The sequence below is a fragment of the Variovorax terrae genome (assembly GCF_022809125.1).
GTDB classification, from domain to species: Bacteria; Pseudomonadota; Gammaproteobacteria; order Burkholderiales; family Burkholderiaceae_C; genus Variovorax_A; species Variovorax_A terrae.
Window position 1 is genome coordinate 964,641 of the sequence record NZ_JALGBI010000001.1, and the last position, 12,030, is coordinate 976,670.

Annotated in this window: 11 protein-coding genes; 2 read left to right on the forward strand and 9 right to left on the reverse strand. The window is 68.9% G+C overall.

The features are described from left to right. Nucleotides 1-52 precede the first annotated feature (52 nt). The 3 genes from MMF98_RS04520 to yjgA are packed head-to-tail and all read right to left on the reverse strand — an operon-like array spanning nucleotide 53 to nucleotide 2,680. Complete coding sequence (locus MMF98_RS04520) at nucleotides 53-1,465, reverse strand: FecR domain-containing protein (RefSeq protein ID WP_243304747.1); 1,413 nt, start codon at nucleotides 1,463-1,465, stop codon at nucleotides 53-55. Between the two features lie 16 nt (nucleotides 1,466-1,481). Next, the gene (gene mog, locus MMF98_RS04525; protein ID WP_243304748.1) at nucleotides 1,482-2,072 is read right to left on the reverse strand and encodes a molybdopterin adenylyltransferase; all 591 of its coding nucleotides are present in this window, start codon (nucleotides 2,070-2,072) and stop codon (nucleotides 1,482-1,484) included. Continuing rightward, nucleotides 2,069-2,680 (reverse strand): ribosome biogenesis factor YjgA, encoded by a 612-nt coding sequence (gene yjgA, locus MMF98_RS04530; RefSeq protein WP_243304750.1) that lies wholly within the window; start codon nucleotides 2,678-2,680, stop codon nucleotides 2,069-2,071. The genes mog and yjgA overlap by 4 nt, the downstream gene beginning before the upstream one ends. Before the next feature lie 58 nt (nucleotides 2,681-2,738). Between yjgA and pmbA the strand changes: the two genes are divergently transcribed. After that, nucleotides 2,739-4,109, forward strand: a complete 1,371-nt coding sequence (gene pmbA / locus MMF98_RS04535) for a metalloprotease PmbA (RefSeq protein WP_243304752.1) — start codon at nucleotides 2,739-2,741, stop codon at nucleotides 4,107-4,109. A gap of 64 nt (nucleotides 4,110-4,173) precedes the next feature. Beyond that, the gene (locus tag MMF98_RS04540) at nucleotides 4,174-4,995 is read left to right on the forward strand and encodes a DUF4399 domain-containing protein (protein ID WP_243304754.1); all 822 of its coding nucleotides are present in this window, start codon (nucleotides 4,174-4,176) and stop codon (nucleotides 4,993-4,995) included. Between the two features lie 52 nt (nucleotides 4,996-5,047). Here the strand turns inward: MMF98_RS04540 and MMF98_RS04545 are convergent, their stop codons facing one another. The 6 genes from MMF98_RS04545 to MMF98_RS04570 form a co-directional block, all read right to left on the reverse strand. After that, nucleotides 5,048-6,013, reverse strand: coding sequence for a Bug family tripartite tricarboxylate transporter substrate binding protein (locus MMF98_RS04545; protein ID WP_243304755.1), 966 nt, complete (start codon nucleotides 6,011-6,013; stop codon nucleotides 5,048-5,050). Between the two features lie 55 nt (nucleotides 6,014-6,068). Continuing rightward, nucleotides 6,069-6,872, reverse strand: a complete 804-nt coding sequence (gene hpaI, locus MMF98_RS04550; protein WP_243304758.1) for a 4-hydroxy-2-oxoheptanedioate aldolase — start codon at nucleotides 6,870-6,872, stop codon at nucleotides 6,069-6,071. 12 nt (nucleotides 6,873-6,884) lie between these two features. After that, the gene (locus MMF98_RS04555) at nucleotides 6,885-7,841 is read right to left on the reverse strand and encodes an NAD(P)-dependent oxidoreductase (protein WP_243304760.1); all 957 of its coding nucleotides are present in this window, start codon (nucleotides 7,839-7,841) and stop codon (nucleotides 6,885-6,887) included. 8 nt (nucleotides 7,842-7,849) lie between these two features. Then, the gene (locus MMF98_RS04560; protein ID WP_243304762.1) at nucleotides 7,850-9,319 is read right to left on the reverse strand and encodes an NAD-dependent succinate-semialdehyde dehydrogenase; all 1,470 of its coding nucleotides are present in this window, start codon (nucleotides 9,317-9,319) and stop codon (nucleotides 7,850-7,852) included. Nucleotides 9,320-9,386: 67 nt separating this feature from the next. Then, nucleotides 9,387-10,913, reverse strand: a complete 1,527-nt coding sequence (locus tag MMF98_RS04565) for a UxaA family hydrolase (RefSeq protein WP_243304764.1) — start codon at nucleotides 10,911-10,913, stop codon at nucleotides 9,387-9,389. A 28-nt stretch (nucleotides 10,914-10,941) separates the two neighbouring features. Next, nucleotides 10,942-11,928, reverse strand: a complete 987-nt coding sequence (locus MMF98_RS04570) for a tripartite tricarboxylate transporter substrate binding protein (protein ID WP_243304766.1) — start codon at nucleotides 11,926-11,928, stop codon at nucleotides 10,942-10,944. Between the last annotated feature and the right edge of the window lie 102 nt (nucleotides 11,929-12,030).

The following is a 12,030-nucleotide window of genomic DNA, read 5'->3' on the forward strand; positions in this document are numbered from 1 at the left end:
TTTTTGTAGCATCAAACGACCGCGGGGCCTGGACCTCGCGGTGTTTTGAGGCTCAATTGAGGCGCTGCAGCGGGCTTGCGACATCGAACACCGTGGTGCCCCAGTTGCCCGGCAGCTGGAAGCGGTAGGTTTCGCTGGGCCGGCTCTGGCCGCTGGCGTTGACCAGCCGGAACCGCACGTAGTACACGGTCGAAGCGTCCAGCGTGCCCAGGTTCCACAGCGGCGTGGTCAGCGTGTCCTGGCGCACCCTGCGCGTGAACGCCGCGTCCAGAGCCAGTTCGGCCTCGATTTTGGTGAACACGGCGTCCGGCGCCACGCCGAAGTTCAGCAGCGTGTCGCCGTTGAGGGCCCGGATGCCGGTGTTGCCGACCGGCCAGCGGCCGTCCCGGACTGCGATCAGCTTGACGGCGTCGAAGCCTTCCAGGCCCTGGCCGTCGATGCCGCGCACGCGCGCATACCAGTCGCCAGGCGTCAGGCCGGCGAGTTCCACGCCGGGGCCGGCGGCCTTGAGGTCGCGCACGATCTTGTCGAATTTCGCGTCGCTGGCCACCTGCACGCGAAAGGACGAAGCGCCTTCCAGGCTCGGCAGCGGCCACAGTCCCTGCGGCAGCTGTACCTCGGCCGGCACGCCGGCGAGGTCGGGCGCCCGCAGCAGCTGCACCACGTTCACGGCCTTCTGCGCGGGGTTGATCACGGCGCCGGTGCCCTGCGGCAGGTCGGCGCCGCTTTGCTGGGCCGGGTTGTCGGCGCGCACCAGGCCTTCGGTCACCTCGGTGCGGGCCAGGCGCTCGGCGGAGTTGTCGTAGGCCACGCGGAATTCGGTGCCGCGCACGCCCACCAGCGAGGTCGGCGTCTCGACCTGCAGCGGCGCGGCGCGGCGGGCGACCTTGGACGCCAGGGTCTCGATGGCGCCCTGCGACAGGCGGATCAGCCCCGAAAACCAGTTGCTGGAGCCGCTGGCCGACGCATCGCGCAGCGCGTAGTCGCGGCTGGTCACCACCTCGGCCAGCGTGTTGGGCAGCAGTTTCACGCGCGAGCCGTCGTGCAGTTCGACCACGGCCGAGCTGTTGGCGCCGACCTGCAGGCGGCTGCCTTCGCCGATCGCGCTGCCGGTGGCGGCTGCGCTGCCCCCGAGCTGCACGTCGCCCTCGGCGCTGACCAGCGTGCCGGCGGCCGGAGCCGAGCGCAGCAGGCGCAGCGGAATCTCCAGGCGCTGGCCCGGCTTGATGAAGTTGGGGTCCTTCATCTTGTTGAAGCGGGCCACCTCGTTCCAGTCGCTGGGCCGGTGGAGCATTTCGCGCGCCAGCACGATGAGCTTGTCGGAAGGCCGGACGGTGTAGGGCAGGCTCGGTTCGGCGGCCCAGGCGGCGCTGCCGGATGCTATCAAAATTGCAGCTAACAATGACCGTGGGATGCGGACTCCGGGTCGGTTGATCTCTGAATTGAGGGGGCTCCAGCAGTTCATGTGGTGTTCCTGGGGGTCAGGGGGGAGGGCGAAGGGCGGATTTGGGTCGGAAGGCCTTGCACACCGCCGGATGGGTTTCCATGTAGGGGCCACCGATCAGGTCGATGCAATAGGGCACGGCTGCGAAAATGCCGGCCACGAGGACGTCTCCCTGATCGCTTTTTAAGCCCTCCAGGGTCTCCTGGATCGATTTGGGCTGGCCGGGGAGGTTGATGATGAGACTTCTGTCACGGATGACGGCGCATTGGCGCGACAGAATCGCCGTCGGCACGAAGCGCAGGCTGATTTGCCGCATCTGCTCGCCGAAGCCCGGCATCTCCTTGTGCGCCACGGCCAGCGTGGCCTCGGGCGTGACGTCGCGCAGCGCCGGGCCGGTGCCGCCGGTGGTCAGCACCAGCGAGCAGCCGGCGTCCACCAGCTCGACCAGGGTGGCGCTGATGACGGCCTGCTCGTCGGGGATCAGCCGCGCCTCGAAGCTGAGCGGGTTCTGCAGGGCGCGCGCGAGCCAGTCCTGCAGCGCGGGCAGGCCCTTGTCCTCGTAGACGCCGCTGGAGGCGCGGTCGCTCACCGAGACGATGCCGATCTTTACCGGGTCGAAGCCGCTCATGGGGCGGCCTCGCCGCCGAGCTGCCCGCGCACCAGCTGGAAGATCTCGCGGTAGGCGCGGCCGTGGCGCGGCGCCTCGCCCGGCCGGGCCGGCTTGGCGTCCTTGCGCGCCTGGCGGATCAGGGCGCGCAGCTGCTGGGTGTCGGTATCGGGGTGCGCGTTGAGCCACAGGCCCAGCGCCTCCTCGCTGTCGATCAGGTTGTCACGCCATTGCTCGGCCTGGTGCAGCGCCAGGGTTTCGCTGGCCGAGCCCCGGTGCTGCTCGTCGAGCGCGGCGCGCACGGTGTCTAGGGTCTCGGGCTCGAGCTTGCGCATGAGCTTGCCGATGAACTGCATCTGGCGCCGCTTGCCCTCGAAATTGGTGATGCGGCGGGCCTCGGCCAGGGCGTCAACGAGTTTCTCGGGCAGGGCGAGCCGGGCCATCAGGTCGGCGCGCAGCGTGAGCAGGTCTTCGCCCAGCGACTGCAGCTCCGTGCTTTCGCGCTTGAGGTCGGTCTTGCTGAGCTCGTCCGTGCCCTTGAGCTCGCGCTTGAGCTCCAGGTCCAGCTCGCTGCCTTCGGCGACGAACTGGCCTCTCACAAAATAGCCTTTTTTCGGTTTACGTGACATGGGGTAAGGGGTACATGGCGGCGGCGGCGCCGCACCGGCAAGTATCATAGCCGTCGATATGAAAAAACCCGTTCCCAGCGCCGCCAGCGGCTTCAGCTACAGCCGCCCGTTTTTTGAAGAGCTCGTCGACACCGCCCTGGCCCACGCCAGGAAGCTGGGGGCGACCGATGCCGGCGCCGAGGCGTCCGAGGGCTGCGGCCTGAGCGTGAGCGTGCGCAAGGGCGAGCTCGAAACCGTGGAGCGCAACCGCGACAAGTCGCTCGGCGTCACCGTCTACCTGGACGGCCGCCGCGGCAACGCCAGCACCTCCGATTTTTCCCATGCCGCCATCGAGCAGACGGTGCAGGCGGCCTACGACATCGCCCGCTTCACCGCTGTCGACCCGGCCGCCGGCCTGCCCGACGAGGCCGACATCGCCCGCACCCAGACCGAGCTCGACCTGTTCCACCCCTGGGCCATCACCAGCGAGGAGGCCGCGCAGCTCGCGCTGGCCTGCGAAGAGGCCGCGCTGCGCACCGACCGCCGCATCACCAACAGCGAAGGCGCGGGCGTGTCGGCCCAGCAAAGCCATTTCTTCAGCGCCCACACGCACGGCTTTCGCGGCGGCTACGCCAGCTCGCGCCACTCGATCTCGGTGGCGCCGATCGCCGGCAAGGGCAACGACATGCAGCGCGACGCCTGGTACAGCTCGATGCGCTCGCCCGACGAGCTGGCCTCGCCCGAGGCCGTGGGCCGCTATGCGGCCGAGCGCGCCCTGAGCCGCCTGAAATCGCGCAAGATCGCCACCACCGAATGCCCGGTGCTGTTCGAGTCGCCGCTGGCGGCCGGCCTGCTGGGCGGCTTCGTGCAGGCGGTGAGCGGCGGCGCGCTGTACCGCAAGAGCAGCTTTTTGCTCGACTCGCTGGGCAAGCAGGTGTTCCCCAAGCACATCGACATCGACGAAGACCCCTTCATCCGGCGCGGCAAGGGCAGCTCGCCCTTCGACGAGGAGGGCGTGCAGGTGCGCCCGCGCCAGGTGGTGGCCGGCGGCCGCGTGGAAGGCTACTTCCTGAGCAGCTATTCCGCGCGCAAGCTCGGCATGAAGACCACCGGCAACGCCGGCGGCTCGCACAACCTCACGCTGCGCTCGCGCCACACGAAACCGGGCGACGACCTGGAACACATGCTCCAGAAGCTCGGCACCGGCCTGTTCGTGATCGAACTCATGGGCCAGGGCGTGAACTACGTGACCGGCGACTACTCGCGTGGCGCCAGCGGCTTCTGGGTGGAAAACGGCGAGATCGCCTTCCCGGTGCAGGAAATCACCATCGCGGGCAACCTCAAGGACATGCTCAAGGGCATCGAGGCGGTGGGGGCCGATGCCTACAACTACGGGGCCAAGACCGTGGGGTCGATCCTGGTGAACCGGATGAAGGTGGCGGGCAGCTGAAGCCAGCTTGCGGGGCCATGAGGAGGACCTGCTTTCATCCCTTGAAGACAAAAGAGGGCGAGCCATGAGCAAGACGAGAACCATCCTGTCCATCCTGGCGTGGGGCCTGGCCGCATCGGCCGCGCAGGCGCAGGCGCCGGCGCCCGCCGCTGCGGCCGCGTCCGCGCCGCGGCATCCCTGGCAGGCGGCCCTGCCTGGCCTGACGGCCGAGGCCTACTTCACCAACATGGAGCCGGGCATGAAGATCGAGACGCCATTCGTCGCGAAGTTCGGCCTCTCGGGCGGCTGGGGGCTGGCGCCCATCACCCAGCCGGTGCAGGGCAAGGGCGGCCACCACCACCTGCTGGTCAACCGCGAGCTGCCGCTGGACTTCAAGCAGCCGCTGCCGTTCAACGACCAGTACATCCACTTCGGCAAGGGCCAGATGGAAACCGTGCTCACGCTGCCGCCCGGCAGCTACAAGCTGCGCCTGCTGCTGGCTGACGACAAGCACCTGCCGTACTTCGTCTACAGCAAGCCGCTGAACGTGACGGTGACGAAGAAGAACGCGGGCATCGACCCGCAAAGCCTCACGAAGAAGGGCATCAGCCTGCTCAACCTGGCCGACAACGCCAAGCTCAAGCCGCCGTTTCGCGTGCAGTTCCACGCCTCGGGCCTGAATGTGGCCCATGTGTCGCAGCAGGAAAAGGAGACCGGGCATTTCCGCCTGAGCCTGCATCCCAAGGGGGCGGCCAAGCCGGTGGAGCTGGATTTCACCGAAGGCCAGACCGAAGTCTGGCTGGCACCGCCGCGCGGCGACTATACGCTGCGGCTTGAATTGCTGGACAACGTGAATCCGGGCAAGGCCCTGGCCGAGGCGGTGTCGGTGCCGATCCTGGTGGAGTAGGGCGGGTTTCGCGCGAGCCGGTGCGTTGCCAGGCCTCGGGGGGGGATGGGAGTCAATCGATCTTGATCGACGCGTCCTTGATCAGCCGGGCCCAGGTGTCCGACTGTGCGTCCAGCCACTTCTGGTAGTCGGCGGCGCTGCCCGGCTGGAACTCGGCTTTCAACTGCACCAGGCGCTTGCCCATCTCGGGCGAACTCAGGAGCTGGTTCACCGCGGCGTTGATCCGGGTGACCGTTTCCGCGGGCGTGCCGGCGGGGGCGAACAGGCCCTGCGAGATGAAGGACTCGAATCCGGCGAGGCCGGCCTCGGCCATGGTCGGCACCTCGGGCGCGAACGGCGAACGCCTGGCCGATGCGATCGCCACGGCCTTGAGCTTGTTGCCCTTGATGTATTCGGACACCGCCGGCAGGCCGCTGAACATCATGTCCACCTGGCCGCCCAGGAGGTCGGTGAACGCCGGGCCGCTGCCCTTGTAGGGCACGTGCGTGAGCGAGAAGCGGCCCAGGCGCTGCATCATCACCGCGGTCAGATGAGTGCTGCTGCCGTTGCCCGATGAGGCGATCGTGAGCTTGTCGGGCGACTGCTTCGCGGCGCGCACGATGTCGGCCATGCTGGCGTAGGGCGAGTGGGCCGGCACGACCAGCACGTTGGCAAAGCGCGCGACATCGATCACCGGCTGGAGCTGGCTGCTCTTGTAGGGCAGGCTGGGGTACAGGTGCGGGTTGATGGCGTAGGCCGACGCATCCGACAGCAGCAGCGTGTTGCCGTCGGGTTTGGACTTGGCCACATAGTCCGCGCCGATCACGCCGCCCGCGCCCGCGCGGTTTTCCACGATCACCGTGGCCTTGAGCGTCTCGGACAGGCCGGGCGCGATCAGCCGGGCGAACAGGTCCGATCCGCCGCCCGGGTTGAACGGCACCACGATTTTCATGACGGTCTTGGACTCCTGTGCCGCGATGGGCAGCACGGCGGCGCCCATGCACAGGGCGGCCAATCCTTTGAACAACAGTTTTTTCATAGCGTTGAAGTCTCCTTTTTGGTAAATCGCATCGGGGAAGGGGGCGTGCAGGCACTCAGTACGCGGCGCTGGGGCGGCCTGTGTCGGCCACGGGCTGGCCGCCGAAATCGGTACGCAGCTTGCGCGCCGCGCTGGCGAACAGCAGCACGTCCACGCCCACGGCCACGAAGGTGCAGCCCAGCTCGAGGTAGCGCCGCGCCAGAGCCGGGTCGGAAGTCAGCGTGCCGGCGGCCTTGCCGCTGGCGATGATGGTCTTCATGGCGCCCTCGATGGCCGCCTGCACCTCGGGGTGGCCGGGGTTGCCGCGATGGCCCATCGAGGCGGCGAGGTCGGCCGGGCCGATGAACACGCCATGCACGCCGTCCACGGCGCAGATGGCTTCGAGGTTCGAGAGCGCCGTGGTGGTTTCGGCCTGCACCAGCAGGCAGATTTCGTCGTCGGCCACGGCCAGGTAGTCGCTGCGGCTGCTCCATTGCGAGGCGCGGGCCACGGCGCTGCCCACGCCGCGCACGCCCCGGGGCGGGTACTGCGTGGCGGCCACAATGGCGCGGGCTTGGCTTGCCGTGTCCACCATCGGCACCAACAGCGACTTGGCGCCGATGTCCAGCATCTGCTTGATGAGGGCGGTGCGGCCTTCCACCACGCGCACCACGGGCTGGCTGGGGTAGGGGGCTACGGCCTGCAGCGCGGCCAAGGTGCCGCGCAAGTCATTGGGGGCGTGCTCGCCGTCAATCAGTAGCCAGTCGTAGCGCGCGGTGGCGGCGGCTTCGGCCAGATACGGGTCGGCCATCGACAGCCACAGGCCGATCTGGGGCTGGCGCGCGGCCAGGGCGGATTTGAAGGGGTTGTGTGCGGGCATGATTTTTGGGATTCAGAGCAGGTGGCCGGCAGGCAGGGGCCGGCCAGCCAGGTGGTCCACGAGGTTGTGGGCGGTGATGGTTGCCACGCGCAGCGCGGCCTGGCGCGTCACGCCGGCCACGTGCGGGGTCAGCAGCACCTGCGGCAACAGGGTGAGCGCATGGCCGGGCGGCAGCGGTTCGGTGTCGAAGGTGTCGAGCCCGGCACCGGCCAGGTGGCCGCTCTGCAGCGCGGCGACGAGCGCGGCCTCATCGACGACAGGGCCGCGCGCGGTGTTGACCAGCAGGCTGCCCGGGCGCAGCAGCGCCAGCTCGCGCGCACCGATCAGGCCGCGCGTGCGCTCGGTCAGCGGGCAGTGCAGGCTCAGGATGTCCAGCTGCGGCAGCAGGCGGTGCAGATCGGGCTCGCAGGCCAAGCCATCGGCCTGCCCTGGCGGGCGCAGCACCAGCACCTGCGCGCCCAGGGCCGTGGCCAACTGCGCTGTGGCGCGGCCGATGGCGCCGTAGCCGATGATGCCGACCGTCGAGCCGCGGAAGTCCCGCCCCTGCCAGCTGCTGCCGGCCCAGTGGCCGGTGCGCACCTGGCGGTCGAGCTGCGGCAACTGGCGCACGAGGGCCAGCATCAGCGCCAGCGCATGTTCGGCCACGGCCGGGGCATTGGCGGCCAGCGCCACAGCCACGGCCACGCCTTGCGCGCGGGCGGCCTCCAGGTCCACGCTGTCCACGCCCGCGCCGTTCTTGGCGACGATGCGCAGCGCCGGCGCGGCGCGCAGCACCTGTGCCGTCACGGGCTTGGAGCCGCGCAGCACCAGGGCCTGGGCGCTGGTTTGCGCCAGCCGCGTGGCCAGGCTGTCTTCAGTGATCGGCTCGGCCATGAAGTGGAGCTGCCCGCCGGCGGCCTGGACCAGCGCCTGGGCTTCGGGCGCCCAGTGCTCGGCGGTGACGAGAACGTGAAAAACGGGAGTGGTCATGGCGTGCCTCAGTCCAGCTGCCCCTGGCAGACGTACTTGGTGTGCAGGTAGTCGTCGAGCCCATGGGTGGAGCCTTCGCGGCCGTAGCCCGATTCCTTCACGCCGCCAAAGGGCGCGGCCTCGGCGGCCAGCGCGCCTTCGTTGATGCCGACAATGCCGCTCTCAAGGGCATCGGCCACGCGCCAGATGCGGCGCGCGTTCTGGCTGTAGAAGTAGGCGGCGAGACCGAAGGGCGTGTCGTTGGCGGCGGCGATCACTTCGTCTTCGCTGTCGAACACGGTGAGCGGCGCCACGGGGCCGAAGGTTTCCTCGCAGGCGCAGGCCATGGTGGCGTCGGCGCCCGTGAGCACCGTGGGCGCGTAATAGGTGGGGCCCAGCTGCGTGAGGCGCTGGCCGCCCGTGAGCACTTTCGCGCCCCTGGCCACGGCGTCGTTGACGTGGTGCTCGATCTTCTCCACGGCGCGGTCGTTGATCATGGGGCCGATCTGCGAGGCCGGGTCGCTGGCCGGCCCCACTTTCAGCGCTGCCACGCGCGCAGCAAGCTTGCCGGCGAAGGCGTCGAACACGCCGCGCTGCACGAACACGCGGTTGGGGCACACGCAGGTCTGGCCGCCGTTGCGGAACTTGGCAGCCATGAAGCCGTCTACGGCCGCGTCGATATCCGCATCCTCGAACACGATGAAGGGCGCGTTACCGCCGAGTTCGAGCGAGAGTTTCTTGAGCGTGTCGGCACTGCGGCGCGCCAGGTGCTTGCCCACGGGCGTGGAGCCGGTGAAGGTGATCTTGCGCACGCGCGGGTCGTCGAGCCACACATCCACCACCTCGGGCGTCTTCCCGCGCGAGGCGGTGACGATGTTGAGCACACCCGGCGGCACGCCCGCCTCGTGCGCCAGCAGCACCAGCGCGAGCGAGGTGAGGGGCGTGTCCTCGGCGGGCTTGCAGACCACGGTGCAGCCGGCGGCCAGCGCCGGTGCGATCTTGCGCGCGATCATCGCGGCCGGGAAGTTCCACGGCGTGATGGCGGCCACCACGCCCACGGGCTCGCGCAGCGCGAACATGCGCCGGCCCGGCACGGGCGCGGGAATCACCTCGCCGTTCATGCGCGTGGCCTCTTCGCCGAACCACTCGATGTAGCTGGCGGCATAGGCCACCTCGCCCTTGCCTTCGGCCAGGGGCTTGCCCTGCTCCAGCGAGATCAGCGCGCCCAGGTCGTCCTGGTGGGCCAGCACGAGGTCGTTCCAGCGCTTGATGAGTGCGGCGCGCTGCTTGGCCGACAGCTTGCGCCAGGCGGGAAAGGCCGCGTGCGCGGCGTCCAGCGCGGCGCGCGCCTCGGCGGCGCCCGAGTCGGGGACGCAGGTGATGGCGGCGCCGGTGGCCGGGTCGGTGACGGGGAGCACGGCGTCCGCCGCAGGCTGCCACTGGCCGCCGATGAAGTTGGCGCTGCGGATCAGCTCGGGGCGGGTGAGGGTCAAGGGCATGGATTTCAGGGAAAGAGGCCGGCAGCGCTGATGCATCAAGCGCTGACTGCTATGTTTTCAGGAGTTGTCAACTGACGATGCCCAGGTGCCAGGGCACGAATTCGTGGTCGCCCAGGCCCAGGGCCTCGCTCTTGGTGGCCTCGCCGCTGGCATGGCGCAGGATCTGCTCGAAGATGCGCTGTCCCATTTCGGGCACGCTGCATTCGCCGTCCACGATCAGGCCGCAGTTGATGTCCATGTCTTCCTCCAGGCGCTGGTACATGGGTGTGTTGCTGGCCAGCTTGATCGTGGGTGCGGGCTTGCTGCCGAACATGGAGCCGCGCCCGGTGGTGAAGCAGATCAGGTTGGCGCCGCTGGCGATCTGGCCCGTGGAGGCCACCGGGTCGTAGCCCGGCGAGTCCATGAAGACGAAGCCGTGCTCGGTGATGGGCTCGGCGTATTCGTACACTGCGCGCAGCGGCGTGGTGCCGCCCTTCATGGCCGAGCCCAGCGATTTCTCGAAGATGTTGGCCAGGCCGCCGGCCTGGTTGCCGTGGCCCACCACGCCGTTGAACTGGGCGTTATGCCCCGCAGTGTATTTTCCCCACCAGGCCAGGCGGTCCAGCAGCTTTTGCCCGACCTCGGGGCTGATGGCGCGGCGCGTGAGCATGAATTCCACGCCGTGGATCTCGGGCGTTTCCGACAGGATGGCCGTGCCGCCATGGCGCACCAGGATGTCCATGGCCGCGCCCAGCGCCGGGTTGGCCGTGATGCCCGAGAAGCCGTCGGAGCCACCGCACTCCAGGCCGATCTTGAGGTGGCTCGCGCTCACCGGGCTGCGCTGCGCCGCGTTGGCTGTGGGCAGCATCTCCTCGATGGCCGCGATGCCCGCCGCGATGGTGGCGCGCGTGCCGCCCACGTCCTGCATCACCATCGTGCGCATCAGGTTGCCTTTGGCCAGACCCTGCGAATCCACAAGCGAATCCACCTGGTTGCGCTCGCAGCCCAGGCCCACGATGAGCACGCCCGCCAGGTTGGGGTGGCGCGCATAGCCGGCCAGTGTGCGGCGCAGCACGTCGAAATGTTCGCTGGGCGAGGACATGCCGCAGCCGCTGGTCTGTGCGAAGGCGGCCACGCCATCCACATTCGGGAAGGCCGCCAGCCGCTCGGGCGTGAAATGCGCGGCGATGTTCTTGATGACCGTGGCCGAGCAGTTCACCGACGACAGGATGCCGATGAAGTTGCGCGTGCCCACGCGGCCGTCCGCGCGTACGAAGCCCTGGAAGTTGGCACGCTCGCCCTCGGGCACATACTGGACGGGCCGCACGTCTGCGCCGAAGGCCGGGTCGCGATAGTGGTCCACCAGCTGGAGGTTGTGGCTGTGCACGTAATCGCCGGGCTCCAAGTCGCGCGTGGCGACGCCGATCACGGTGTCGTACTTCTTCACCTGCTCGCCTGCGGCGATGCGGCGCGCGGCGATCTTGTGGCCCGCGGGCACCTGGGCGCGCGTGCGCACGCCGAGTTCGGGAATCTCCTGGCCCAGCGCCAGCGACGTCTTGGCGACGTAGACGTTGTCGTGGGGGTGCAGGTGCAGCAGGGAGGCAGAGGCGGTCATGGTGGGCAGATGGCTTTGGGGTCGGTTCTCAGCCCTTGGTCAGCAGTTCCTTGAGCTTCAGGCGCTGGATCAGCAGGGTTTCCTTGTCGTACGTGGCCTTCACGTACTTCTGGTAGTCGGGGCCGTCCAGGTACATGAGGGGCGCGTCGATCCTCTCGGCGACGGCTTTGAACTCGTCGCTGTTCACGGCGAAGTGGAAGGCGTCGCGCAGCTTCTTCTCCACGTCCGGCGGCAAGCCCCTGGGCGCGCCGATGCCGTTGGGGGCGTCCACCACCACGTTGAAGCCCAGTTCCTTGAGCGTGGGCGTGTCCTTGAAGCGCGGCGTGCGTTGCTCGCCCCAGGTGGCCAGCAGGCGCAGCTTGCCGCTCTCGACATGCGGCGCCCAGCTGCTGGAGTCTGCCAGCATGTCGACCTGGCCGCCCAGGGTGTCCTGCAGCGCAGCTGCGCCGCCCTTGTAGGCGATGGCGTTGAGCTGGATGCCCGCGGCCAGCGCGAATTCTTCCATGCCGACATGCGTGGCACCGCCGATGCCGGCATGCGCATAGGTCACCCGGCCGGGCTGGGCCTTGGCATGGGCCACCATGTCCTTGAGCGTCTTGAAGGGCGAGCTCGGCAGCACGGCGATGCCGAAGGTCTGGCCCGAGGTGCGGGCGAGGTAGGTGAAGTCCTTGCGCGGGTCGGCGGCGAGTGTGCCGAGCTGCGAGAAGCGCGTGACCGAGATCGGGATCTGGCCGATGGTGTAGCCGTCGGGCTTGGCGCTGGCGATGGCCTTCGCACCCACCATGCCGGCTGCGCCGGCCCGGTTGTCCACGGCAATCGGCTGCCTGAGCACACGCGCGGCTACCTGGCAGATGGTGCGCATCGACTGGTCGGCCGTGCCGCCCGCAGGCCAGGGGCAGATGAAGGTGATGGGGCGCCCGGGGTAGTCGGCGGCGGCGGCCGGGCGGACGCCGGCGGCGGCCAGGGCCAGGGAACTCAGGGAGCCGGTTACGAACCTGCGGCGGGATGCTTGCATGGGGATAGTCTCCGTGGTCTTGGTATCGTGTGAAAACGTCGCATGGTGGCTGAAAGCATCTTTCCAATCCAATGAAATAGAAGACTGGCTTCATGAAGAGTT